Annotated in this window: 24 protein-coding genes; 5 read left to right on the plus strand and 19 right to left on the minus strand. The window is 37.0% G+C overall.

What is annotated here, in order from left to right; all coding sequences use genetic code 11:
- Nucleotides 1–18 precede the first annotated feature (18 nt).
- Nucleotides 19–954 carry a pseudouridine synthase gene (locus tag HX004_RS02575; RefSeq protein WP_286440758.1) on the plus strand — a complete coding sequence of 312 codons (936 nt, stop codon included), beginning with the start codon at nt 19–21 and terminating at the stop codon, nt 952–954.
- A 292-nt stretch (nt 955–1,246) separates the two neighbouring features.
- On the opposite strand, the gene HX004_RS02580 is transcribed toward HX004_RS02575, so the two are convergent.
- The 4 genes from HX004_RS02580 to HX004_RS02595 form a co-directional block, all read right to left on the minus strand.
- Nucleotides 1,247–1,777, minus strand: coding sequence for a YceI family protein (locus tag HX004_RS02580; RefSeq protein ID WP_286440759.1), 531 nt, complete (start codon nt 1,775–1,777; stop codon nt 1,247–1,249).
- Nucleotides 1,778–1,804: 27 nt separating this feature from the next.
- On the minus strand, nt 1,805–2,536 hold the full coding sequence (locus tag HX004_RS02585; protein WP_286440760.1) for a pirin family protein: 732 nt from the start codon (nt 2,534–2,536) through the stop codon (nt 1,805–1,807).
- Nucleotides 2,537–2,722: 186 nt separating this feature from the next.
- Entirely contained in the window at nt 2,723–3,301 is a 579-nt protein-coding gene (locus HX004_RS02590; RefSeq protein ID WP_286440761.1) for a Crp/Fnr family transcriptional regulator, read from the minus strand.
- Nucleotides 3,302–3,395: 94 nt separating this feature from the next.
- Nucleotides 3,396–4,586, minus strand: a complete 1,191-nt coding sequence (locus HX004_RS02595) for a pyridoxal phosphate-dependent aminotransferase (RefSeq protein ID WP_286440762.1) — start codon at nt 4,584–4,586, stop codon at nt 3,396–3,398.
- A gap of 114 nt (nt 4,587–4,700) precedes the next feature.
- On the opposite strand from HX004_RS02595, the gene rsmG reads away from it, so the two are divergent.
- Entirely contained in the window at nt 4,701–5,330 is a 630-nt protein-coding gene (gene rsmG / locus HX004_RS02600; protein ID WP_286440763.1) for a 16S rRNA (guanine(527)-N(7))-methyltransferase RsmG, read from the plus strand.
- 221 nt (nt 5,331–5,551) lie between these two features.
- On the opposite strand, the gene HX004_RS02605 is transcribed toward rsmG, so the two are convergent.
- The 11 genes from HX004_RS02605 to gpmI form a co-directional block, all read right to left on the minus strand.
- Nucleotides 5,552–6,448: a universal stress protein gene (locus HX004_RS02605; RefSeq protein WP_286440764.1), complete on the minus strand. Its 897-nt coding sequence runs from the start codon at nt 6,446–6,448 to the stop codon at nt 5,552–5,554.
- A 6-nt stretch (nt 6,449–6,454) separates the two neighbouring features.
- Nucleotides 6,455–8,041 carry a trimethylamine transporter TmaT gene (tmaT, locus tag HX004_RS02610; RefSeq protein WP_286440765.1) on the minus strand — a complete coding sequence of 529 codons (1,587 nt, stop codon included), beginning with the start codon at nt 8,039–8,041 and terminating at the stop codon, nt 6,455–6,457.
- Nucleotides 8,042–8,242: 201 nt separating this feature from the next.
- Nucleotides 8,243–9,868 carry an L-glutamate gamma-semialdehyde dehydrogenase gene (gene pruA, locus HX004_RS02615; protein ID WP_286440767.1) on the minus strand — a complete coding sequence of 542 codons (1,626 nt, stop codon included), beginning with the start codon at nt 9,866–9,868 and terminating at the stop codon, nt 8,243–8,245.
- Nucleotides 9,869–9,965: 97 nt separating this feature from the next.
- Nucleotides 9,966–10,352 (minus strand): Co2+/Mg2+ efflux facilitator ApaG/CorD, encoded by a 387-nt coding sequence (gene apaG / locus HX004_RS02620; RefSeq protein ID WP_286440768.1) that lies wholly within the window; start codon nt 10,350–10,352, stop codon nt 9,966–9,968.
- A gap of 21 nt (nt 10,353–10,373) precedes the next feature.
- Nucleotides 10,374–11,618 (minus strand): type IX secretion system plug protein, encoded by a 1,245-nt coding sequence (locus tag HX004_RS02625; RefSeq protein WP_286440769.1) that lies wholly within the window; start codon nt 11,616–11,618, stop codon nt 10,374–10,376.
- Nucleotides 11,619–11,631: 13 nt separating this feature from the next.
- On the minus strand, nt 11,632–12,297 hold the full coding sequence (hxpB, locus tag HX004_RS02630) for a hexitol phosphatase HxpB (RefSeq protein ID WP_286440770.1): 666 nt from the start codon (nt 12,295–12,297) through the stop codon (nt 11,632–11,634).
- A gap of 69 nt (nt 12,298–12,366) precedes the next feature.
- Nucleotides 12,367–13,137 carry a class I SAM-dependent methyltransferase gene (locus HX004_RS02635; RefSeq protein WP_286440771.1) on the minus strand — a complete coding sequence of 257 codons (771 nt, stop codon included), beginning with the start codon at nt 13,135–13,137 and terminating at the stop codon, nt 12,367–12,369.
- Between the two features lie 13 nt (nt 13,138–13,150).
- Entirely contained in the window at nt 13,151–13,969 is an 819-nt protein-coding gene (gene map, locus HX004_RS02640; RefSeq protein WP_286440772.1) for a type I methionyl aminopeptidase, read from the minus strand.
- Nucleotides 13,970–14,085: 116 nt separating this feature from the next.
- A complete protein-coding gene (locus HX004_RS02645) occupies nt 14,086–14,751 on the minus strand; it encodes a VOC family protein (RefSeq protein ID WP_286440773.1) in 666 nt (221 codons plus the stop codon).
- 131 nt (nt 14,752–14,882) lie between these two features.
- Nucleotides 14,883–15,461, minus strand: coding sequence for a hypothetical protein (locus HX004_RS02650; RefSeq protein ID WP_286440774.1), 579 nt, complete (start codon nt 15,459–15,461; stop codon nt 14,883–14,885).
- A gap of 109 nt (nt 15,462–15,570) precedes the next feature.
- Nucleotides 15,571–17,088 carry a 2,3-bisphosphoglycerate-independent phosphoglycerate mutase gene (gpmI, locus tag HX004_RS02655; RefSeq protein ID WP_286440775.1) on the minus strand — a complete coding sequence of 506 codons (1,518 nt, stop codon included), beginning with the start codon at nt 17,086–17,088 and terminating at the stop codon, nt 15,571–15,573.
- A gap of 302 nt (nt 17,089–17,390) precedes the next feature.
- On the opposite strand from gpmI, the gene HX004_RS02660 reads away from it, so the two are divergent.
- Nucleotides 17,391–18,155 carry a murein L,D-transpeptidase catalytic domain family protein gene (locus tag HX004_RS02660; RefSeq protein ID WP_286440776.1) on the plus strand — a complete coding sequence of 255 codons (765 nt, stop codon included), beginning with the start codon at nt 17,391–17,393 and terminating at the stop codon, nt 18,153–18,155.
- A 176-nt stretch (nt 18,156–18,331) separates the two neighbouring features.
- Nucleotides 18,332–18,775 (plus strand): MoaF-related domain-containing protein, encoded by a 444-nt coding sequence (locus tag HX004_RS02665; RefSeq protein WP_286440777.1) that lies wholly within the window; start codon nt 18,332–18,334, stop codon nt 18,773–18,775.
- Nucleotides 18,776–18,841: 66 nt separating this feature from the next.
- Here HX004_RS02665 and HX004_RS02670 read toward each other — a convergent pair whose 3' ends face one another.
- A complete protein-coding gene (locus tag HX004_RS02670; protein ID WP_286440778.1) occupies nt 18,842–20,434 on the minus strand; it encodes a L,D-transpeptidase family protein in 1,593 nt (530 codons plus the stop codon).
- Nucleotides 20,435–20,652: 218 nt separating this feature from the next.
- Between HX004_RS02670 and HX004_RS02675 the strand changes: the two genes are divergently transcribed.
- Nucleotides 20,653–22,530, plus strand: coding sequence for a TonB-dependent receptor plug domain-containing protein (locus HX004_RS02675; protein ID WP_286440779.1), 1,878 nt, complete (start codon nt 20,653–20,655; stop codon nt 22,528–22,530).
- 156 nt (nt 22,531–22,686) lie between these two features.
- On the opposite strand, the gene HX004_RS02680 is transcribed toward HX004_RS02675, so the two are convergent.
- Genes HX004_RS02680 through HX004_RS02690 form a run of 3 tightly spaced genes read right to left on the minus strand, consistent with a single transcriptional unit; the run spans nt 22,687 to nt 26,446 of the window.
- Nucleotides 22,687–23,349: a WG repeat-containing protein gene (locus HX004_RS02680; protein ID WP_286440780.1), complete on the minus strand. Its 663-nt coding sequence runs from the start codon at nt 23,347–23,349 to the stop codon at nt 22,687–22,689.
- A 30-nt stretch (nt 23,350–23,379) separates the two neighbouring features.
- Nucleotides 23,380–24,135, minus strand: a complete 756-nt coding sequence (locus tag HX004_RS02685) for an SDR family NAD(P)-dependent oxidoreductase (RefSeq protein WP_286440781.1) — start codon at nt 24,133–24,135, stop codon at nt 23,380–23,382.
- A 13-nt stretch (nt 24,136–24,148) separates the two neighbouring features.
- The gene (locus HX004_RS02690) at nt 24,149–26,446 is read right to left on the minus strand and encodes an AsmA family protein (protein ID WP_286440782.1); all 2,298 of its coding nucleotides are present in this window, start codon (nt 26,444–26,446) and stop codon (nt 24,149–24,151) included.
- Nucleotides 26,447–26,472 lie beyond the last annotated feature (26 nt).

The following is a 26,472-nucleotide window of genomic DNA, read 5'->3' on the forward strand; positions in this document are numbered from 1 at the left end:
TTTGCAAAAATATTTAATATGAATAACGGTAAATCAGGTTCTAGAAAAAACCAATCTAATCGCAGTGGTAAACCAAAAACTGGAGGACCAAAAGCTGGTAAATCCAAAGCTAGTGGATCAAAAGTAGGTGGTTCAAAACCTTTCCAGAAGCGAGCTAGTCAAGGACAAGGAGCACAAAAAACTAATCCTTCTGCTAGAACATTCGATAAAAAACCAAAAGTAGCAGCTACTCCAAAAGAAGATAATGGAGTAATGCGATTAAACAAGTATATTAGTAATTCTGGAGTATGTTCTAGAAGAGACGCAGATTTATATATTACTTCGGGTAACGTAAAGGTTAACGGAGAAGTAGTGACGGAATTAGGATACAAAGTAAATATAACAGATGTCGTAAACTTTGACGGTATGGTATTAGTACCAGAGAAAAAAGTGTACATTTTGTTAAACAAGCCCAAAGGATTCTCTACAATTAATGAAGATGTTATTAGTCAAGAGAATGTATTGAGTTTGATAAAAAATGCAACTAAATCAGCAGTAGCTCCTGTAGGGCGCATGGATAAGAGTACATTGGGACTGATGATTTTTACCAATGATACGAATTTAATTCAAAAACTAAGTTCACCTGAACAACGCTCTTCTAAAATGTATCAAGTATCGTTGGATCGAAACTTAAAATACGAAGATTTAGAACGTGTACAAAAGGGAATCTACATTGACGAAAAACGCGTATTTGTGGAAGATGTCGCTTATGTTGAAAATCAACCAAAGACTGAAATTGGAATTAAATTAAAAGCGTCGAATGTAAAGTTGGTTCGTGCTTTATTTGAATCACTTGATTATAATGTTTTAAAAGTGGATCGCGTCATGTATGGTAATATCACCAAGTGGAATCTACCAAGAGGAAGCTGGAGATTTTTAACGGACGATGAAGTTCGCAGCTTACAACAGGGGTAATTAGTTATCGGTTATCGGTTATCTGTTATCTGTTATCGGTTAATTCTGATCTATTTTCTATAATCGATAATCTGACGAAAAAACAACTTGCGAAAAAGCAAATCGAAACGAAGTGCAAATCGAAACGAAGTGAAGATTCATCGAACACCAAAACAAAATATAAAATAGGTGAGATAAAAAAACAAACCTAAAGGTTATCAGAATAATATACAACAAAAGGGTAAGTTTATTAAACTTACCCTTTTTTCGTTTATTGTAGGCTACTTAGGTTTTGCTGTTTATAGCGTATTATTTAGGCTAAAACAAATTGTGTTTCAATATCAAAGTTTACTTCTTCGCTGACAAGTAAACCACCTGTTTCTAATGTCGTATTCCAGTTGAGGTTCCAATCTTTTCTATTCACTTTACCATTTAGGGCTAAAGCAATTTTAGCATTTCCCCATGGATCTTGAATGATACCGCTGTATTCAGCATTTAATTTTACGGTTTTACTTACTCCATGCATGGTTAAGGTACCTTCAATTGTGTAATGTGCTTCTCCTTTTTTCTCAATTTTAGTAGAGATAAAGCTTACTGTAGGATATTGTGCAGCATCGAAGAAATCCGCACTTTTTAAGTGGTTGTCTCGATCTGTATTGTTGGTGTCAATTGAAGCTGTTTTTGCTTCAAATTGCAACGTACTTTCTTCTAGATTATCATGTACCAAGTTGATTGTTGCTTGATAATCTGTGAAATTACCTCTCACATTGGTAAACATCATATGTTTAATTTTAAAACCAATTGAAGAGTGTGTAGTGTCAATGTTCCAAATTTTTGTTTCCATTTTCTTGTATTTTTTTACTGTTTGTAATTATTGTAAGTAACTTGGCAATTCCATTGGAATCTCCATTAATAATAGCTGTGCATTTGTTGTAGCTTCTACTGTAAGTGTATTTATATCCCAAATACCGATGGCATCTCTGCGATCTAAAGTTTGGTTGTTTACGGTGATACTCCCTTCTAATACAAAGAGGTAAAGACCATTAGTTTTATCTTTTAACTCGTAGTTTAATGTTGTGCCTTGATCTGCGTTTGCTAAGTGAAACCAAGCGTTCTGGTGAATCCATGCTCCTGCATCATCCGGGTTTGGAGATAGAATTTGATCCCAATTGTTTTTTCTATTTGCCACGTCCAAAGGCAATTGTTGATAGCGTGGCGTTACGTGAAGTTTATTGGGAAATATCCAAATCTGTAAAAATTCACTTGCTTCTGTCTCACTGGGGTTGAACTCACTGTGTTGAACACCTGTACCTGCGCTCATCACCTGAATTTCATTGACGTTAATCGTTTCTCCATGCCCCATGCTGTCTTGATGAGCCAAACTCCCTTTTAATGGAATGGAAATAATCTCCATATTCTCATGTGGATGAGTTCCAAATCCCATGCCTGGAGCAACATAATCATCATTAAGCACGCGTAATACACCAAAGTGAACACGGTCATTGTTTCTATAGTTAGCAAAACTAAAGGTGTGATGTGATTTCAACCATCCGTGGTCTGCATAACCTCTTGTATCTGATTTGTATAAAATAAAATTTTCCATAGCTGTATTGATTTTGTTATACAAAGATACAGCTAGTCAGTGGGTTACATGCTTAATGTAGGTTAAGAAATAGGGGGGATTGTTGAATGTTGTTTGTTGTTCGTTGTTTGTTGTTCGTTGTTTGTTGTTCGTTGTTTGTTGTTCGTTGTTTGTTGTTCGTTGTTTGTGACAATCGACAATAAACTTTTATTTCGCAGTTAGGATTCTCTTTTTCAGTTTGCTGAAAAATTCAGGTGTAATTCCCAAGTAAGAAGCGATTTGCTTTTGAGGTAAGCAGTGTTTGATTTCTGGGAAACGCTCGCAAAAACGCTCATAACGCTCTTCTGCAGTTAAGGAGAGGTTATCCATTAAGCGCTGTTGGTTTGCGATTAGCGATCGTTCGATGAGGATGCGGAAATAGCGCTCCATTTTGGGAACTTGATCGAATAGTTTTAACTGTTGTTCGCGAGTCATCGTTAAGACCATGGCATCTTCTACCACTTCAATATAGGAGTTTCCTGGTTTTTGAGAGAGAAAGCTATACATATCTGCAATCCACCAACCATTGGTTGCAAAACTAACGGTGTGTTCAACAATTTGGTCATCGACAAAGTAGTTGCGGAGAATACCTGATACGACAAAGGTTGAGTTATAACAAATTTCACCTTCTAACAAGAGCTTCTCCTTTGCGCTATAGCGATGAGATTCGAAGGAATCTAATACGATTTTCTCTTCCATTTCTGTAAGCGTAACATGCTTCGCGATATTTTCTAATAGTATATCCACAACGATTGATTTATCTTATAAAAATACAATTTTATTTATACAAAAAAAAGCGCTAATACGAACGTATTAGCGCTTTTTATTCGATATAAGGAGCTTATTTCAAAGCTTCTTTCATTCGTTTTAATGCTTCCGTTAATTGATCTTCACTAGTTGCATAAGATAAACGGATGCAGTTTGGATTTCCAAAAGCGTCCCCTGTAACAGTAGCAACATAAGCTTTATCTAATAAATACATTGATAAATCATTTGCGTTATTAATGGTTACACCTTGCAAAGTTTTACCAAAGAAGGAAGATACATCTGGGAATAAGTAGAATGCACCATCGGGTACATTTACTTTTACTCCTGGGATTTCTCTCAATAGGTTTACAACCAAATCTCTTCTGTTTTTGAAGGCGTGTACCATGTCTTTTAATACGCTTGGATCTGCATTAACTGCGGTGATTGTTGCGCGTTGTGCAATGGTATTCGCTCCAGAAGTGACTTGTCCTTGCATTTTGGCACATGCTTTTGCAATGAATTCTGGCGCACCAATATAACCAATACGATATCCTGTCATCGCAAAGGCTTTTGAAATACCGTTTACGGTAATGGTACGCTCAATTAGATTGCCAATTGAACCAATACTGCAATAAGCGCTACCAAAATTGATATGCTCGTAAATTTCATCTGATAGGATATAAATGGAAGGGTATTTTTCTAATACAGCAGCAATCGCTTCTAATTCCATTTTGCTGTATACCGATCCACTTGGGTTACAAGGCGAACTGAACCACACCATTTTTGTTTGAGGCGTAATTGCTTCTTCTAATTGTTGAGCAGTGATTTTAAAATCCGTGTCAATAGTCGTTGAAACTTCTACGGGGATTCCTTCTGCAATTTTTACGATTTCAGCATAACTCACCCAAAAAGGAGCTGGAATGATGACTTCATCTCCAGGGTTAATCATCGCTTGTGCTACATTGAATAGTGCTTGTTTAGCCCCAGTAGATACTACGATTTGGTTCGCTGTATAGTGTAAGTTATTATCTCTTTTAAATTTGTTGCTAATCGCCTGTCTTAACTCTAAATATCCTTCAACAGGTGGATATTTACTATAGTTATCTTTGATTGCTTGAATAGCTGCTTCTTTGATAAAGTCAGGTGTATTAAAATCTGGTTCACCAAGACTCAAGCTGATAATGTCTATTCCTTGTTCTTTTAGCTCGCGTGCTTTTGCGGCCATCGCTAAAGTCTGTGAAGTTGTAAGATTGTTGATTCTATCTGATAGAACTTGAGTTTCCATAGGTATTGATACATTTAAATAGTATCGATCAAAGGTAAGTATAATAAATTATAATATAGTTTACAGGGGGAGTATTTACCGATAAAAAAAGCTATTTTTGTCAAAACTTTTGAAATGGAAGAAATTTTAAAATATTTCCCTAATCTTACCCCAGAACAAATCGCCCAATTTGAACAATTGGAAGTTGTATATAACGAATGGAATGCCAAAATTAACGTTATTTCTAGAAAGGATATACAGGAATTGTATGTGAAACACGTTTTACATTCTTTAGGGATTGCTAAAGTAATGGAATTTGTTCCTGGTAGTAGTGTTATGGATGTTGGAACTGGAGGAGGTTTTCCGGGTATTCCTTTGGCTATTATGTTCCCTGAAACAAAATTCTATCTGATTGACATCATCGCAAAAAAAATACGCGTTGTCAATGAAGTTGTACAAGCTCTAGGTTTAACTAATGTAGTAGCAGAACAAAAGAGAGCCGAAACCGTAGAGGAAAAGTTCGACTTTATTGTGAGTAGAGCTGTAACCAATATGCCTGATTTTGTAAAGTGGATTCGCCACAAAACAAAAAAAGAAAATAATCACGAATTCGAGAATGGTATTTTGTACTTAAAAGGTGGAGATCTAACAGAGGAACTTCAAGACTTTCCAAAAGCCGTTCAGTTCGATTTGAGTAATATCTTTGACGATGAATTCTTTGAAACAAAAAAAGTAGTTTATCTGCCGTTGAAATACAAAGGGTAAATTGGAAAGAGGAAAGAGGAAAGAGGAAAGAGGAAAGAGGAGAGAAGAAAGAGGAAAGAGGTAAAATCCGTAGGGGCAAATGGCAATTTGCCAACTAGCTAGATAAAAAGGGTATCCCATTTGCCATTATCTTTTATAAAAAAAGGCATGGATTGCAACTACAATCCATGCCTTTTTTATTTTTAAAGAAGTCAGATTCTGGTTTAAAGAAGTTTTTTCTTCTAACCTCTTTCTTCTCTCCTCTTTCCAATAAACGGTTTGACAAACAGCAAACAGGTATCGGTAGGACGGTGTAGGACGTGATTGGCTACACTTCCCAAAATGATATCTTTGATTCCTGCAGAACCTTTAACTCCTAAAATCATCAAATCTGCTTTTTTTGTTTTAGCATATTGAATTAAGGCCGCAGCGACATTTTGATTCTTTGCTGGAACAATTTCAATATCGGTGTATTGCGCATAGTCTTTGTTCCATTTTTCTTCTTTCTCTTTGATATCTTCCAAGGAAATTTTGTCTAATTCTTTTTCCGTCATCATCGGTAAATAACTCCAGTAGGATTTTGATATGTGAACAGCAGAATGTTGGATGCGTTGTCCTTTAGAATTATTTTTAAAGCGATCCGCCCAAAGCATAATTGCCGGAGTATAACGCGAAAAGTCGATGGCATCAATAACCGTTTCAATGGGAATATGAAAGGTTTCTGGTACTAATAGGGTAGCAGAAGGCAGGAGGCGAATTAATTTGTTTGCCAGAGCACCATTTCCTGTAAATTGCTGCTTGTTTCCCAATACAAGTAAGTCGTAGTTCTTTTGTTTGGCAATAGTAGCAAAGGCAATTTCAGAATAGTTTTCTACTGTCACGAGTATTTCGTGTGAATAGCTAATTTCAGTTAGGGCAATTTGTCCTTCTACTCTTTTTTTGATTCGTTCTTGAATGAGTGTTAATTGATCTTTTTCAATGAGTTCTTTGGGCAACTCACCTAATTTTAGATTGTGAATAAAGGTAATGTGCTCGACATTCAGTATATGGTCGAGTATCTTGGCGTATTGAATCAAATAATGATCCATCTCAGAAAGATCTAGGCCAACTAATATATTGAGTGCTTTGTTTGTTTCCATGCGATTTTATTTTTGTTGTTCTTCAATCAGATCAGAGATAATATCCTTATAACTCTTTTCTTGTTTTGACTTCAGTTGTTTTGCTTTCTTATTTAGCTCATCTTGCAAGCCTTTTTGCAGGGAGTAACACATCAGTAATAGAATAAGGGCGAAGGGGAGTCCTGTGATGATTACAGCTGTTTGTAAGGCATCTAAACCACCGCCCCAAAGGAGTACAATCGCGATGAATCCTTGAGCAAAAGACCAGAATACGCGTTGCCAAACGGGAGAATTTCCTTCACTTCCTGAGGTAATATTGTCAATGACCAACGAACCAGAATCAGAAGACGTAATAAAAAAGGAGAAGATTAATATAATGGCTACAATAGATAAGAAATTGGTAAACGGAAAATTCTCTAAGAAAACGAAAAGTGCCGTTGATATATCTTCTTTAACCGCGTGAACCAGGGTCATATCGCCAGATAAAATAGTATGTAAGGCACTTCCTCCAAAAACATTCATCCAAAGTAGAGTAATTAATCCAGGAACGATTAGAACCCCAAGAACAAATTCTTTGATGGTTCTTCCTTTGGAAATTCGCGCAATAAAGCTTCCGACAAAAGGAGACCAGGCAATCCACCAAGCCCAATAGAAGATTGTCCAAACATTTTGCCAACCTGATCCTTTATAGGTATCATTCCACGTACTAATATCAATGAAGTTAGCCAAATACGATCCCGTATTTTGAACATAACCTTTGAAAATAAACAATGTAGGTCCTAAAACAAGGATGAGTAGCATAAAACCAGAAGCCATATACATATTGACATTGCTCAATAGTTTTACTCCTTTGTCTAATCCAGAGAAAACAGAAATAGTTGCTACACTAATTACACCAATGATAATTCCCGCTTGCATTAAAGGAGAGATTTCCCATCCGTAGAGGTATTGCAATCCTGCGGTAATTTGGGTTACTCCTAATCCCAGTGATGTAGACAAACCAAAAACAGTAGCTAAGGTGGAGAGAATATCAATAGTATGTCCCCACCAGCCATGTATTTTTTCACCTAAAAAGGGATAGAGTAGAGAACGGAACGTCATGGGTAATCGTCGGTTGAAACCGAAAAAAGCGAGGGCTAATCCGACGATGGCATAAATGGCCCAAGCATGTAGACCCCAGTGTAAGCTGGTAAATTCCATCGCTTGAATAGCGGTATTAATATCGCCATCTGCAGGTCGAGGAGGATTAAAGAAATGGGAAACAGGTTCTCCAATACTAAAGAACATGATTCCGATTCCCATTCCTGTACTAAAGAGCATGGCAAACCAAGACGGTTTTGAAAATTCGGGTTCTGCATCATCACCCCCTAATCGAATATTCCCATACTTACCAAAGGCGAGAAATAGGGCGAAAATAAGGATGATGTTCACGGTGAGAATAAAAAACCAACCAAAGTTTTCTGTAACAGCGAGCTGTCCCACGTGAAACCAATCGCCTACTTTAGAAGGGAAAAGGAGACAGACGGAAATTAATGCAATGATGAGTACAATGGATGTGGTAAAAACAGGAGGATTGATAACCAACTGTTTGTTGTCTAGTAATTTTTTAAACATGAGTTATATACTATTTGTTAATAATTATAACCCAGTACTTTAGAAATAAAATAAGGAACTTTTTCTACTGAAAAAGTATAAAAGCAAAATATAAAAGTAATTTTTACTTAATCGTTTCGTTCAATTGAGGTGAAACAATCCCAATAAAAAGCACTGAATTGTGAAATAAAAAAGGCGGTTAACAAACCGCCTTTGTATGTATTATCCTAAGAAAGGATATTTGTAATCTTTTGCAGGAACAAAGGTTTCTTTAATTGTTCTTGGCGATACCCAACGCAATAAGTTCAAGATAGAACCTGCTTTGTCGTTTGTACCAGAAGCTCTTGCTCCACCAAATGGTTGTTGGCCTACAACAGCACCAGTTGGTTTGTCATTGATGTAGAAGTTACCCGCAGAGTTTACTAAGGCTTCAGTAGCTTCTGCAATCGCATAACGACATTGAGAGAAGATAGCTCCAGTTAAGGCATAAGCTGAAGTTTCATCTACTAATTTCAATGTTTCAGTCCATTTAGCATCCTCGTATACGTAAACAGTTAAAACAGGACCGAATAATTCTGTTTCCATTGTATCGTATTTCGGATTAGAAGTTAAGATAACCGTTGGCTCAACAAAGTAACCCACTGATTTATCGTATTTACCTCCTAATACAACTTCTGCGTCTTTCGCTGCTTTAGCCTCTTCGATTGCTTTAGCTAATTTGTCGAAAGAACCTTCAGAAATTACAGAAGAAACGAAGTTAGATGGATCTACAGGAGAACCCATTTTGATTGTAGCTAAGTCAGCTGCCATAAAGTCTTTTACTTGTGGCCATAAAGAAGCAGGGATATACGCTCTTGAAGCCGCAGAACATTTTTGTCCTTGGTATTCGAAAGCACCTCTAGTTAAAGCAACAGCAACTTCTTTCGCATTTGAAGACGGGTGTGCTAACACATAATCTTTTCCACCTGTTTCCCCAACGATTCTTGGGTATGTTTTATAGTTGTTGATGTTTTGTCCGATTTTTGTCCACATGCTGTTGAAAACACCAGTAGATCCAGTAAAGTGGATTCCAGCGAAATCAGGGCTAGCTAAAAGTGTGTCCGTGATCATTGCTGAATCTCCGTAGACTACGTTGATTACACCGTCAGGTAAACCTGCTAATTTGAATACTTCAACGATTACTCTAGCCGAGTAGATTTGCGTAGCCGATGGTTTCCAAACAACTACATTCCCCATCATAGCAACTGAAGACGGTAAGTTTCCAGAAATTGCCGTAAAGTTAAATGGAGTAATAGCATATACGAAACCTTCTAAAGGTCGGTGCTCTAATCTATTCCAAACTCCATCAACAGATAAAGGTTGTTCTGAATAGATTTGCGTCATGTATTCTACGTTGAATCTCAAGAAATCGATGAATTCACAAGCTGCATCAATCTCAGCTTGGTGTAGCGTTTTAGCTTGAGCGATCATTGTTGCAGCGTTGATTTTAGCGCGGTAAGGACCAGCTAATAATTCAGCTGCTTTTAAGAAGATAGAAGCTCTGTGTTCCCATGGCATTGCTGCCCATTTTGTTTTTGCTTCTAAAGCAGTGCTAATTGCTTTTTCTACTAAAGCTTTGTCTGCTTGGTGATAAACACCTAATTTATGTTTGTGATCAAAAGGTGGGAATAAATCTTTTGTATTTCCAGTTCTGATTTCTTCTCCACCAATATATAATGGAATATCAACTAATTGGCTATATTGCTCTTTGAAAGAGTTCAAAGTCAATTCTCTCTCTTGCGTTCCTGGCGCGTATGATTTTACAGGCTCATTAATAGCACTTGGAACTTTGTAGAATCCTTTTGACATAATGTACTTTTTTTCGGGTTTATTAAAATATATAACTACAAAGATAATTAATTTTACTCGAACTATAGGCGATTTACAGTAGTTTAACTTAAAGCGTCTAATTTAAAATAAAGGGAGCAACCAGCTTAAAAAAGGGAATTTCAACACGGATCATTTGTTGATTATCTGTGCGAATGACGTTGTAATAACCCTGCATCGCTCCTGATGTCGAGGTCAATACACAGCCACTGCTATAGGTGTATTTCTCATTGGGTAAAATGAAAGGCTGTTCACCTACAACACCCAATCCCTCCACAATTTCTTTGGCATTGAGTGAATCGTAAATCTCCCAATGACGCGAGTGAATTTGAATGGTAGAATCGCTCTGATTTTCGATGGTAATTTCATAACTAAAGGCAAACTGCATGCTATTGCTTCGTTGAAAAAAACCTTCATACAGTGTTTCTACTGTTACATTTACTCCTTTGGTTTGTTTTGATACCATAATGTTGTCTCTTTTGAAATTCTAATAGGTAATCTGTTCTGCATTGGCTTCTGCAAAACCGATGACGCGATCATATAAATCTGTATTCCCTTTATAATAGACCAAAACTTGATAGGTATTGGTTGTTAGGGCGTGATTGCCATCTTGATTGTGTTCGTTACTTACCTTTCCTTTCTGAACAGTAGTGATGTTGTAATTGGTAAAACCTTGTTTGATGAGAATTGCTTTTTCAAAGCGGTCTGTTTCTGTATTATATTCTAGCTTATGTTCTGGTGTTAACTCATAATTGTTGAACATACCAGTTACATAATAGGAATTGTTTTTATCTTCAGAAATAGGCTGGAATGTGAAGTATACCCAACTGTATTCTGCTTCAATCGCAGCATTTTTACCATATATATTTCGCACTCTAAACGAACCATTGATATCAGGATAGTAAGAATATTTCTTTTCTAGCCATCCTGTAATTGGATATAAAGTGGTTTTGTACATATCGTTTTCCTTGCCATTGAAATAAATCATATTATTGGCTTGTCTCAAATCGCTATTGTCAAAATAACGAAATTGATTGCCTCCCCAAAAACTAGTTTCTTTATCGTATTTGTAAATTAAATCTGTACCAATGGTGTATTGAGGGGGAACTTTAGTGATATAGGAGTCCCAACGCCCGTTCTGAAATAAGGCTACTTTGACATTCGCTGTTGGGTTTTGATAGGTTTGATCCCCTAGCTTAATCGTAAGTTCCAAGGACTGTTTGGTATCAATATACGTTAAATCACGCGCTCTTTTTACCTGTGCACCCACGCCAATATTATTTTCGTAGAGAACAAATTTACGTCTTATCACCACTTGATTGTCTTCGTCGTAAACCTCTACAATGTAGTTCCCACTTTTTGTAATGCGATATACCGAGTTGGGAATCGTCAATTTGTAATGGGTATACATTTGAAGGGTATTGAATGAGGTGTTATATTGTTGAATACGTTGGTTATCCATTCCTTTGATGTATTCAATAGGTCTCAATTGAGAAGGCGTCCAATCGTAATTATAAGCCAATACACGGTAATAATAATTACCTTCATCTCCGTATAAATCGTCAAATTCTAGAGAGAATCCATCGTTGAGTGGAAAAAAAGGTGTTACTGCCTTTTCATTCGAAATAAAAGCAGCCATTTTTATGTAATTGGCGGTATAATCTTGCGTTTTTTGCGCTTGTACGACTAGAGAGCAAAAAAAGAAAAGGACAAACCATTTTACGTTCAACATAAGCAATGAGGTATTAAGGGGTTACGCAATTTAAAGCTAAGAAATTTTCTTCAAATTCTTCTAAATTAACTAGTTTTCTATCAGCTAAGTTAAATTTAGGATCGTGGTAAAATTCCAATTCAGGAACAATAAAAACCGTCATACCTGCTTTTTTACCTGCTGTAGCTCCTGTGAAAGAATCTTCAACAACCAAACAATTTTCGGGTTGACTCGCTAGATTACGTGCAGCTTGTAAATAGACATCAGGAGCGGGTTTGCCCTGTTGTACATCTAATGCCGATACCGTTGTTTGAAAAAAATGTCCAATTTGCAGACGTGCTAATACTGTTTGAATCAAAGAAGGTGTAGAGTTTGTCGCCAAGCCAATTTTGATACCTTGCGTTTGCAAGAAAGTCAAGGTTGCTAAAACTCCTGTTTTGATTTCTCCTTCTAAACGGATAAGTTCATCTACGCGATCAATTACTGCTTGTTCCACTTCTTCTAAGGTTTTGCCTGACCAAGGAAATAAGTGATACCAAAGTTCAGTAACGGCTCTTGTGGTTTGTCCTGTGGTTTGATGCGCAATTTCTTCACTCCATTGACAACCAACGGAAGTAAAAACCTCTTTTTCTGCTTGTTGCCAAAATTTTTCGGAGTCGATTAAAACGCCATCCATATCAAAAAGTACAGTCGTAATCATAGTTAAAATACGTAAACATAGAATAGTTGTACGAAGATACGCAAAAGCGACAGAATGAGAAAGGAAGGTTTAAGCGGGTTTAAAACAAATAGGGATTATTTCACCTGGAGCCAGGCAATATTTTTCCACTTCTTCTGGTGTAAGTTTGTTGGTATAATCTTCCTCTATAACAGTAAAGCCTATTTGACGCAATTGGTCAAAATAATCCAAACCATATACGCGTACATGGTCATATTGACCAAATACCAAGGTGCGTTCTTTGGGGTCTGTAATACTATCGTCTTGAAAGGTTGTCGTTCGATTCACATCTTGAGGAACTTGAAAAATACCCATACCTCCTGGTTTGAGGATGCGATATAACTCCTGCATGGCTTTGGTATCATCAGGGATGTGTTCCAACACGTGATTACACAAGATAATATCAAACGAATGATCAGCAAAAGGAAGATTACAGATATCAGCTTTGACATCGGCCAAAGGCGATTCTAAATCCGTGGTCGTATAGGTTAAGTTCGCTTGTTTTTTGAAGCGTTTGTAAAAGGCTTGCTCAGGTGCAAAGTGCAAGACGCGATGAGGTGCGGTAAAGAAATCCGTTTCATTTTGCAGATACAACCACAATAAGCGATGTCTTTCTAAAGAGAGTGTACTTGGTGAAAGAACATTCGGGCGTTGTTTGGCATAGCCATAGGGTAAAAAACTTTTAAAAGAGTTACCGTCAATAGGATCTGTATAGCGATCCCCTTTGAGGTACCATGCAAATAGAGGTCGAACAACATAACTCAACCGAATTAAAATCGGTCGAGGTATAATGTTCAATATGGTTTTAAAAAGTTTCTTCATTAGGAGAAGTGAATTATAAAACTAAAGGTTTAGCTCTAAATTCGTCTTCTTCGTTGCTTTGGATTCCCAAGGCTTGATAAATGTAGTGGAATGTAGATAACAATTCTGGTTTTCCGTTTACTAAAGCCACATCGTGCTCAAAGTGAGCTGATGGTTTTCCATCACGGGTAACAATCGTCCATCCGTCGTTTAATTGTTTGATGTTTCTTGTACCTAAGTTAATCATAGGTTCAATTGCAACCACCATACCTTCAACGAATTTTTTTCCTCGTCCTGGTTTACCGTAATTCGGCATCTCAGGTGCTTCGTGCATTTTCGTTCCCAATCCGTGACCTACTAATTCACGCACTACCGTGTAGCCTTCTTTTTCGCAATAACGTTGAATTGCACTTCCTACGTCTTCTACGCGGTTTCCCAATTTGAATTCGCGAATTCCAACGTAAAGAGATTCTTTAGTCACTTGCAATAAGCGCTTCGTCTCAGGTGCAACTTCACCTACCTCAAAGGTATAGGCGTGGTCACCATAGTAACCGTTCATCACCGTTCCACAGTCAATCGATACGATATCACCTTCTACAATGGGTTTATCTGTTGGTAATCCATGTACAATTTGCTCGTTTACACTAGTCAAAATAGTAGAAGGACATCCATATAATCCTTTGAATCCCGGTACTGCACCGTGATCTCTGATAAATTCTTCTGCTTTTTTATCTAATTCTAAAGTCGTTACTCCTGGCTTTAGCTCTGTTGCAAGCATCCCCAATGTTTTTGAAACCAAAAGGGCGCTTTGTCTCATCAACTCAATTTGTTCTAGAGTTTTTGGAATGATCATACTTTATTGATTTAAGAACTACAAAATTACGGTATTCCTTTGAATCTAAAAAATGGATGAAAATGGAATTTTAGAAATTAAGAGGTTCTATGTGGTTGAAAAGCAAAATAATTGCTTTATTTCCAATCCGATGCTAGAATTGTGTGTAGGTTGTGGTTGACCTCTAACTCAATCGTAGCTGTACTCGGTTGTGCTTTGAGCTGAGTAGGATACCAATTTCGTTGAGGATTCACAAAGATTAGTAAACCTTCATCGTCGCCAATCGCACAAAATTCAGGTAGCGGTTCGGATTTGCTGAAATATTCTAATCCCGTTTGTTGCATAATCGCTTCTGCTGTTAACATAGGATGAGCAGTAACGATTCCAATTTCGCTAATATTCAACATCTCTTTAGGAGAAAAGGATTGCTCTTTTTGAGTTTGAATATCAGTTCTCGCAATAAACTCAAGTAAGTTGCCATTTAGATCCCAAAAGTAAATCGACTCCGCTTTCCAGCTATCAAAGTGGGTGATAATTTCATTTTTAGGTGATGGAAGTAATTCAATTTGATTGGCTTGTGCCCATGCAATTGCTTGCTCTAAATGATTGGTTGCAATATTAAAAGCAAAGTGGTAGAAAGGGGTTTGATTTTTGTTTTCAGTAAAGGTGAGTAGGGTTTCTCCCGCTTGAAAGCGAACCATTTTTTCTGTTTGTTCTACTATAGCTAAGCCTAAAGTATTTTGATAAAAAGAGAGGCTATGAGCGAGGTTGTTTGTTTCTAAGTATAGGTTTGTTATTTTCATGATGTTCTTTGTTTTTGTTTATCGTAAAGGTAGTTGAACCACCTATTGTATAAACGGAATTTAGATTGTTTAAAACAATACAGAAATAAAAAATAACAATGCAATTCTACATGTAGAGCGGGAATATTATTTTATTGGTTAGAAGAAATAAATTTCGGTTCAAGTTGTAATAAATCATCAGAAACTTGAGTAAGTTTTCCCTTTTCAAAGGCATATAGATTAACGTATGGGCCTTTTATAATTGTTTTAGGATTTGCTTCATCTTGAAGTAAATCCAGTAAAAAACGGTCTCTATATTTGCCTCTCATATTGGTATTGTACGCTTTATAATCAATCGCATAAAGCGGTAGGTTTAGCTGTTGATTCAGCGTAGCTCCTAAATTATCGTATCCAGTGGTGACCAAATAGAGTTTGTATCCATTTTCGTCTGCCCAGCGCTTAAAGGTAGCTAGGGGATAACAAGTAGAACCTGAGCAACCATTGGCAAACGTATAAACCAGAATTTTGTCGTGTTGTTGCATTTGTTGGCGGATTTGTTCTCCAGTAATGCTGTAGACGCGATTGGAAATAGTATCTTTTCCTTCTTCATAGGTAGCAAGATAGGGATGGAAAGCCGGATCTAATTTTTTGTAGTCACTGGTTACGCCATATATTGTAATACACGAACTGCATAGAAGTAAAAGTCCCAACAAAGGAAAAATTTTAGTCATTGGTTGTGGTTTGATTGGTTGTAAGTAATACGAATATAACAAAATAGTCCAACAAAAAAGTGCTTTGTAAATTTTACAAAGCACTTTTGGATGATATGATTTAATTTAATTAAACTAATGAATGTCTCGTCATTTCTTCGGGTTGAGGTAATCCCATCAACTTTAAGATAGTAGGAGCAAGATCACCTAAAACGCCATGATTGATCGTTTTGATGTCTTTATCTACTAAAATAATCGGCACTGGATTGGTTGTATGCGCGGTATTCGGTGTACCATCTTCATTAATCATGGTTTCACAGTTTCCGTGATCGGCTAGCACAATCGTAGTATAATTATTGGCTAAAGCTGCTTCGATAACTTCTTTTGCACATTGGTCTACGGCTTCACAAGCTTTAATTGCTGCTTCCATTACTCCCGTATGCCCAACCATATCCCCATTGGCAAAGTTTAAACATACAAAGTCAACTTCTCCTTTTTGCAATTCCGGAATCAAAGCATCTTTTAAGTCATAAGCGCTCATTTCGGGTTGTAAATCGTAGGTAGCCACTTTAGGAGAAGGGCATAGAATGCGTTGTTCTCCTTCAAAAGGCAACTCTCTTCCTCCTGAAAAGAAGAAGGTAACGTGTGGGTATTTTTCCGTTTCAGCAATGCGGATTTGTTTTTTTCCGTGTTGAGCGATAATCTCACCTAAGGTATGGTGTAAGTTTTCCTTGTCATATACTACGTGTACGTTGCGGAAGGTGTCATCGTAGTTGGTTAAGGTAACAAAATACAAAGGCAAAGCTTTCATTTCGTATTCTGGAAAATTATCTTGTGAGAGTACATGCGTTAATTCACGTCCTCGATCCGTACGGAAGTTAAAGAAGATCACGACGTCATCTGGAGCAATTTTTCCAACGGGATGATTGTCTTTGTCTACCATAACGATAGGCTCGATGAATTCGTCTGTGATGTTATTGGTATAACTTGCTTCCACACTCTTTACTGCATCGGTAGAATGGATTCCTTTTCCTTCCACTAATAGATGATAAGCTTTGGCTACTCTCTCCCAGCGTTTATCGCGATCCATGGCATAATAACGTCCAATCACAGAAGCTAATTTTGCCGGTGAATAGGCGATGTGTTCCCCTAAGTTCGTTAGGTGCTTAACACCAGACTTCGGATCTACATCACGTCCGTCTGTAAAAGCGTGGATAAAAATATCTTGTAAACCAAAATCAACGGCGGCATCGACTAATCCGTATAAGTGTTTTTCATGAGAGTGAACACCTCCGTCAGATAGTAAACCTAAAAAGTGTACTTTTTTGTGGTTTTCCTTGGCATAAGTGAATGCTGCTTGTAACGCAGGTTCGTGTGCAATCGTTTTGTTTTCAACGGCCATGTTGATTTTGACTAAATCTTGGTATACAATTCGACCAGCCCCTAAATTCATATGACCTACTTCAGAATTTCCCATTTGCCCCTCAGGCAGTCCTACATTTAATCCGTCCGTTAATACATACGTATTCGGGTATTGGGTATATAGACTATCGATAAAAGGAGTGTTGGCATGTGCAATGGCTGATACTTTGGGATCTTGTGTTTTTCCCCAGCCATCCAATATCATTAAAATTACTTTCTTATTCATCGTTGTGTGTTTTGTCGTTTGAATTATTCCTAAGACAAATTTACAGATTGTAGCTTTAACTTTGACTTTTAGAGTGTAGATTCCTGCATATTATTTAAAAAAAAACCGCTTTTGCTTTTGGGCTTTTTAGGATTTAAGGAAATTGTGATTTTCAGTTAGGAAAAAATCTCAATTAGCAAGGAAAGTAAAAAAAAATCACAATTATGAACTTAGTTTGGTGATAATCATTTGTTTGGTAAGAATATTTTTTTATTTTTACGACTTCGTAATTAAAAATAACCCCTTTTTTAAAGATTAATCGAATGAATTATAAGCAGTGGATAGTGGCTTCAGCCGCTTTGGTATTAGTTGGTGCAGGTATTGCCAAGAATTCAATACAATTTGATATGTCTTCCATTCAATTGGATGTTGATCGAACAGAACATATAGAAAAAGTAGCAGAAAGAGAATTAAGTGCAGAAGAGAGCTTTGCCTTAAGAGCCAATACACTTTTTCAAACATTAAATATAAAAGCCTTTAATGCTCCTTCTGAGAAGGTATTTACGATGGCCTTGAAAGGTTATTTTAAAATGCAAGAGGAAGGCTTGATTAAAAATAACAAATTAACGATTGTTGATTTTAGTGTTTCTTCCACTCAAAAGCGTTTATGGGTGATTGATATGGAGAAAAATACAGTGTTATTGGAATCGGTTGTGGCACATGGTAAGAAAACAGGCGATGAGTTTGCTACGGCATTTTCTAACCGAATCAATTCACATATGAGTAGCCTCGGATTCTATAAAACAGGGGAAACGTATCAAGGAAGTAATGGTTTTTCTATGCGTTTAGACGGATTGGAAAAGGGAATTAACGACAATGCACGTACTCGTGCGATTGTGGTACACGGAGCAGATTATGCCTCGCCCGCTTTGGCCTTGAAGCAAGGACGTTTAGGAAGAAGTTACGGTTGCCCAGCTGTTCCGAATGAAGTGAATAAAGAATTAATCGAATTGATTAAAGACGAATCTTGCTTGTTTATTTATTCTTCTCAACAAGACTATTTAAAAAAATCAACATATCTAATCTAATGGAGTGAAAATAAACAGATAAAAGATAAGAAATGTCCAAAATGCTTTAGTGTTTTGGACATTTTTTATTTTAAAAACTGTATTTTCAGAAGTGTAAAAAATCCTTTTTTATTACTTTTAAATCATGATAACTATATCATGAGATCATTGTTAAGATATAATTTAAAAAAGGAGAGATGGGAAAAATCAGTTTATTTTTAGTTGCTGTTCCACTGTTGTTGTTATCTTGTAAACAAGGAGATTCAACGGCAAAAGAAACACAAACAAGTAAAATCATTCCAGCAAGTGAATCTCAGGAATCACTTATTGGAAAAAAGGGTATTTTGACTTATCCTGATTTTAAGGCAGAAGTAACCTATAAATCAGAAAATCAACTGCATTGGAAAACGGTAAATGCCGAGGGAGTTGTTTCGGAAGGAGAGGAGACAATCAGTTATAAGCAAGTAGGAGATCATCTTTTTTTTATCAATTGGATTGAAGAAGATGGATTAACGGTAAGTCAAGTTATTGACACTAAAAAAGGAAGTGTAGAAGCTTTTTTAAGTTATGCCGATGACACAAACAGTAGAGGTAAAAGAAGTTCTAATTTTATACAAGGAACTTTTCAATTTGCAGAGTAAAAACCGGAAAGTAAACAGCCCATACAATTTGTATGGGCTGTTTTTATTTTTTAGAAGAGGTCGGATTTACTTGACTAAGCGTTTGTACAATTCTTCGTCATACTTATAAATATCTTTAAAATAAGTGAATTTCCCTTGGTTATCTACTTGAACCGTCCAATATAATAAATGGACATCGATGGGTGTTTCACTCACGGATATACTTTTGGTGTCTTGAGAAGCGATAATTTTATCTACTTCCTCTTTCGTCATGGAAGGAGCTGCTAGTTCAAAGATGTAAGTTGTTAAATCAAACGGATTTTGTACACGAACACAACCTGAACTCAAGTTTCGATCATTGCGCGCAAAGCCCCATTGACTTGGCGTGTCGTGTAAATATACGGCATGATTGTTTTGGAACATGAATTTTACACGTCCTAATGTATTGCCTTGACCGCCTTTTTGAACATAGCGATAAGATGTTCCTTTGCTCGCATCCCAATTTTCAGGAGATACTACTTTTCCCTGACTGTTGTAAATCGTAAAGTTTAATCTAGAAAAATACGAAAGATCACTAGAAGCTTTGGGTACTAAATCATTTTTTTTAATCGTAGGAGGTACGGTCCAAGTGGGATTCAACACGACCGTAGTTAAGGTTGAACTCAATATAGGCGTTTTACGCGCTGCAGTTCCCACCACTACTTTATGTTGTTGGATGGTGTCTCGATTGGATACAGAAACTAAACTATAAGCTGGAATATTGACCAAGATGTAGTTGGATGAGAAATCTCTTGGAAACCAACGCCAACGTTCTAGATTGACAATGATTTTTTCTTTTAAGGTGTTTTCATCGCGCAAAATTGCATCAATGGTTTTCGTATCAGTATACCCCGTAACATTGAGTTTCTTTTGCGTTTGAAAGGCCTTAATGGATTGAGCTGTCGCTTTATTGTAAATGGCATCTGTACCCATACTGTCAGGCAACTGATTCAAGAATATCAAGTGTTTTTTGATGGCTACTAATTCGGGAATCGTATCGTTTATTTTGCCTTGTTTGAAGGGTTTTAAGCTATCTTGTTCTAAGTTGTAATAAGACGTCAGCTTATTTCTTAGCTGAGTATAGACAGGCTGTTTGGTGCGAATACTATCATAGGTTAAGGTAATATTCTTATGCTCCAAAGCCAAGAGCATGGTCGCACTGGTATTCAACGGTTTTGGGGTTATTTCCCAATCTCCATAGAGGCGCTTTGCTCTAACACTTCCGTTGAACAAATTATCCAATGTGTTGACATACATGGTAGAAAATAGAAAATCTGCCTGAATTTTCGCTGTTTCATCCAGTTGCTCATAGGTTGCATTTAAATCTGCGAGTTTGTGGATTTCCTTAGCGGCGATTTTGATTCCATCATACTTTAAATCATCAACACTGCTTAAGAGTTGTTGTCTATTGTCTGCATTAAACCAGCCTAAATGGTAGTCGTTGTTCTTGTAAAAAAGACGAACGTCTTCTTGGAGTGTGCTTGTTTGAAGGGAATCAAATTGAATGTTGGGTACTTCGTTTAAAGCTTCTACAACTTCATTTTCACCATAAATGACTCGCATGGCTTGTTTGCTTCGTTCTCCACATGAGGAGAGCATACAAGTGAGCAATGCGGTTGGGAGTATTATTTTCTTAATCATATAGCAAGATTATAAACCAAAAATAATGAAAATAATTTACAATTAACACATGATTGTTGTTTGAGTTTTTGTGGAAGTCCTAAAATCAAAGGAATAAGATAAGCTTTTTGTGAAACAAAAAACCGGACTATTTTATATCTTTAAACTGGACTAGAAGTAGAGGGGAATCCTCTTCTACCTTTGCAGCATACAAATGAATATTGCATACCTTTTATTTTATGAAACGTCAAATTTATGTAGCCTTAACGATTTGTAACTTCTTTGCTGTTGCTGGTTATGCACAAGAAAAGAATACAACAACCGTAGAGGACAATATGGAGGAAATCGTGATTTACAATCAGCGATTACAACTACCTAGCACTTTAAAAAATAGAAATATTACGGTGGTCAGTCAAGATCAAATTAAGCAATTGCCTGTAAGTTCGGTAAATGAATTGTTGAGTTTTGTGGCTGGAGTAGATTTAAGACAACGCGGTCCAAATGGAACGCAAGCAGATTTGAGTATTGATGGAGGAAGTTTTGAGCAAAATGTATTGTTGTTGAATGGACAAAAGATTTCTGATCCTCAAACGGGGCATAATTCCCTGAATATTCCCGTTCCTTTAGAAGCTGTAGAGCGCATCGAGATTGTACGTGGACCATCCGCTCGTTTGTATGGAGTAAATAGCCTGACAGGAGTGGTGAATATCGTGACGAAAAACCCAAAGAAGGATGGAGTCTTTGCGGCTGCGTACGGAGGTACGAGCTTTAAGAAAGACAAAGAAGAAGATCACAAGGAAACGTATAACAATCGCGGGATTCAAGCGGGGGGAACTTTTGTACGTGCCAAAGATAATCACCTGTTATTTGCCAGTCATGATTCTGGAAATGGATACCGCTATAATACGGCTTACCACAACAATAAGGTGTTCTATCAGGGGAATATTAATCCCAATGAAAATAATACCGTGATGATTTTGGCGGGTCATGCTAATAGTTCATTCGGAGCGAATGGATTTTATGCTGCACCTGGAGATAAAGAATCAAAGGAAATTGTCAGCACGACGATGTTGAATCTAAGTTCGCGCCACTATCTATCGGATCGTTTTACATTAATGCCCAGCGTAGCTTATCGTTATAATTTTGACGATTACCGCTATTACCGCCATCGTTTGGACGTAGCAAGAAGTAGACATTATACTCATGCAATTACCTCTAATGTCAATGGGGAATATACTGCAGAGTACGGAAAATTTACCTTTGGAGGTGAAATGCGTTATGAAGAAATTAATTCAACGAATATCGGTGATCACAGCAAGAGCAATTATGGATTTTTCGCTGCTTTTCAACGTGATTGGTTTGAGAAGTTAGATGTAAATATTGGCGCATATGTCAATTATAATACAAAATACGGGTGGGAATTTTTCCCAGGTATTGACGCGAGTTATAACTTCAATCCCAATTGGCAAGCTACTTTTAATGCAGGAACAGCAAGTAGAATTCCGTCATTTACAGATTTGTACTTGGATCAACGACCAGGTAATATCGGAAATCCTGATTTATCACCCGAAAAAGCTTATCAAGTGGAATTAGGAGGAAAATATAGAAAAAACCACTTCCAAGCGGAGGCGTTTGTATTCTATCGCGATATTGACGATTTTATCGATTGGATTCGCGTGGATACGAATCAGCCCTACCAGCCGTATAATGCATCAAAAAATAAAACCAAAGGAGTAAATACTGCACTTCGCTACCAATTAGGAGAAGGTATTTCACGTTGGAATTTAGGTCTTTCGTATACGTATTTATCTCCAACGATTGAAAATAAAAAAGGAGGAATGCTATCTAAATATTCTTTGGAAAGTTTGAAACATCAAGTGGTAGGAACCGTTAATTATACGTATAACAAATTTAATGTAACCTTGGCTAATCGCTTTAATGAACGATTGACCTATAAGAGTTATTGGATTACAGATATTCGTCTGAACTATGCCTTAGATCAGGTTAAGTTCTATTTAGATGCTCAGAATATATTTGACACCACTTATATCGAGGCTGGCGCTGTGCCAATGCCTGGTAGATGGTTCACACTAGGAGTGAAATTTGATGGACTGTAGTCTATGCGAATGTTTGGGTTAGTTGGAAAAAACGAGTTAGAAGGGATATCTAACTCGTTTTTTTGTGAGGTTGTTTGTTGTGTGTTGTTTGTTGTGTGTTGTTTGTTGTAGGGAATTTGCAACTTCACAAAGAGCAAAGAGCAAAAAAAATGTGATCTAATTCGATATTTTCATTCCTTTTTTATTGATGGTAAACGCGCGAAATTTGACTTCCACTTGTGCTTGTCCATTTTCAAAATTACTGGCATATTCATATTGGAAAGGGATCATTACTTTGCCCTGTTTATTGATATAACCGAATAAATTACCTTTAGAGGCTAAGGCTAATCCTTCCGAAAAATTGCCTACAAATTCATAAGAAGCAGGAATAACTTTATCCCCTGTTGTAGAGAAAAAGCCCCATAGTCCTCCTTCATAAAAGGCGATGCGTTCTTCGCTACTGGTTTGTAGTTCTTCGTATATATAGGGAATTACAATTTCTCCTTTATCGTTTATCGCTCCTTGATAACCTTCAAAAGTGACAATGGATACATTGTCAACAAAAGATTCAATTTGATGAAATAAAGGTTCGATAAACAAGTCCCCTGATTTGGTTTTAATTCCAAATAGCGCTAATTCAGGATCTTGAAACCAACGTAAATTATTGGCAAATTTAAAGTCAGGGTCGTTTTTTAAATCAATAAAAACGGTATCCGATGTCGCTTGAAGTAAGGGGATTAGATTATCCCTCCAAGCGCTTTTAGCCTCACCTGCTTGAAGCGGTGAACTAAAGGTGCAATGAAGCCCTATAAAAAGACTAATTGCAATGATTTGTTTCATAAAGTGATTGAGTTTAAATCGTATCGGTTGTTATTCAGGTTTTCTGTAAAAAGTTGTTCCGCTAGCCTGTGCTTTCGGAAAGATGGTCATATCTGCTAATTGTACGTGATCCGGTTGATTAATCGCGTAGGCAATAGCATGGGCAATATCATCCGCACTCAACGGATCATATCCTTTGTATACTTGATTGGCTTTGGATTGGTCACCTTTGAAGCGAACCATGGAAAATTCTGTTTCAACAGCCCCAGGTGCAACATTGGTTACTTTGATACCCTTTGTGTTTAAATCAATACGCAACCCTTTAGAAATTGATTCAACGGCTGCCTTTGAAGCACAATATACTGATCCATTGGCATAGGTTTCTTTACCTGCAATGGAAGATAAGTTGACGATATGTCCACCTCGGTTGTGTTGTAACAATAACGGTAAAACGGCTTTCGTTACGTAAATTAATCCTTTGACATTGATGTCAATCATCGCTTCTAAATCTTCAATATCCGCCTCCTGAAAAGAAGATAAACCATGTGCATTTCCTGCATTGTTGATTAAGATGTCGATGTTTTTCCAAGCATCTGGTAAAGAAGCAACAGCCTGAAATACTTCTTCTTTGTTGCGAACCTCAAACGTGAGGATATGCGTTTCTGTACTTGTATTTAATTCTTGGGCTAGTGCTTCTAATCGCTCTTTTCTTCTTCCACAAAGGATTAAACGATGATTTGGTGCTAAAGCTTTGGCTGTAGCTTGTCCAATACCTGAAGATGCTCCTGTGATAAATACTGTTTTCATATGCGATTGTGTGTTATAAAATGGTTTGTTTGAGACCTTGTAAAATACATAACCAAAGGTAATTGAAAAAAGACTTTTCTTCTATGCGATTCACTTTTTTTATCTCAACTTCTTTGAATTCGCCTGCAGAGTTTTTATGAATGAACCAATTCCCTACTTTAGAGAGTAGTCTTCTCTTCTTTTCTCCATTTTTTCGATATAAAGTTACCTTTAAGTCTTTGTAGTTCATGCCGAAAGTACCCGTAGCCACTTTGTTATTCCCCGTGAAATTGAATTTAATTAAATCCAAACTTCCTTCTGTTGAGGCTTTGACATAAGGTTGAAGGAAAGGTTGCATGGCAGTGGCGGGGAAATTTTTAATGGTTCCACTGATGCGAAAATCGTCTTGGCGATTCAAAATATTAAAAGACCAATTAACTTGCAAAGGAGCAGCATTCATGAAGTTTGCTTGAATGGCTAAGGTCGTTATTGGCAGTTTTGTTTGTTTGTATCCGCTGTATACATTTTGAATGGCCGCATTGAAATTGCCAAAGGTCAATTTTCCTGGTGCTACCGCTTTTTGGTCGTATTCCTCGTATTCTAAAGTAGAGTTGACGATATCTACTTTTTGTAGAGCCAAGGTAAAGGGAATATCGCGCAGTTTTTTACTAAACAACGGTTTGATACTCATATTAAAAGTCGGTGTTTTATCGCGAAAAATATTGGCGTTGATTTGATCGAATTTGACGTGATCAGCTTTAAAAAATAAAACGTCTTGCGCATCAAATCCCCAACTGTAGTTGGAAAGCGTAATGGCCTTGGTTTTTACGGTAAAAATATCGTCCGCATAGGTAAACATACGCACCATGGTCTTGCGATCGTATTTGGGTATTAGTTCAAAATTATGACAGGTTAATGTGGTATTTTTTCCTTGTATTTTTTCCATTTTAATGTTGTAAAAACGACCTGCATCCCATTGTATCGCCTCGGATGAGAAGGAAATTCCTTTGTATTGCACGGGAATTTTGTTTTCCATAGTCTGTGCATCTAAGTGAATTTTTTCGATCGAGGCTTGAATTTCTTTTGCTTGTAAAGCAATTTTATGTTCTTTTCCTTTCGTTGAGGTAAAGCTTCCTTTTTGGATAGAGAGGGTATCAATTTGCACTAAATCGTCAAAAAACACCTGTACTTTTTGTTTCTTTTGTGGATTTACCTTTGTCTTTTGAAGAGTCTGTTGCTGGTGAATATCGGGTTGTTTGAATTGAATGGATCCAATATGTAGCTCTTCTTTGGCTTTGTTTGCCACGCGTTTGAGGTGTAAACTGCCTTTTTTAACCAACCATTGATTGAGCGAATTGATGTGTATGCTATCCATATCAATAGTGCCAATGGTCAAATCAAAAGGTAAAAGTTTAGGGTTGACTGCTGTTTTGATTTCCTTTTTACGGGTGGATAATTCATTCGCTTCTACTTGAACATCCACGGATGGGGTTTGAATTTGATCGATATGCAGGTAGAAATCGGATTGATTTTTATATCCCCAATCCGTGCCTTTTAATACGAGTGAAGGAGCAGCTATAGCAACAAGGCGATGGGGTAAATCTGCTTTTTCTTTTGTCTCTGTCAGTGGTTTTAAGGAGAGAAGCGTGGTGCTAATTTGATTGGGATTGATTTGAATTCCGTTTATATCTAAGCGCTGGGCATCTGAAACTAAACTGCGAACAGAATCACAGGAAATAAGATAATCCTTATAGGTAAAAGGAATGGGTTTGTCTTGGGTTTCCACGCCAAAGTGAATTCCTTTAATTAAGGCGTTGAAGTTGTGTACTTCGTGTAAACGTAGGTTGCGATCCACATCGTGTATCTGAACATGAGCTTGTTTTACTTCAATGGTTTTGATATCAATGGCTTTGATGAATTCAAGCGGAGCTTTTGGTGTTGTGTCTTGAGCCGTTTGATGTTGATATACTTGGATATCGGGTTGGACAATAGTAATCCCTTGGGCTTGTAAGTGGTGTCTTTTGAATAAATCCCAAAGGTCAACCTGTTGAATATCGATTTGTTGTAACTTTCCTTTGAGGTATGATAAGGAATCCGTGCTTGTAGTTGCTTTCGGGTGAATCTCTATTGCTTTGATGGATAATTTGCGTTCGGCAATGGAGTAATGAACGGATTGATAGGTTAAATCATAAGGAGAATCGTTTTTTTCTGCAAGGATGGTCGGTACATATTGATTTAAGAAATAGTTAATCATCCATTGACCTGAACAATATACAACCACAACAAGAAGGAGTAGAATTCCCAGTATTTTATGTTTCTTTTTCAACCGCATAATGTATGCCTTAAAACTGTTTACTC

This window comes from Myroides sp. 1354, assembly GCF_030324495.1.
Taxonomy (GTDB): Bacteria; Bacteroidota; Bacteroidia; order Flavobacteriales; family Flavobacteriaceae; genus Flavobacterium.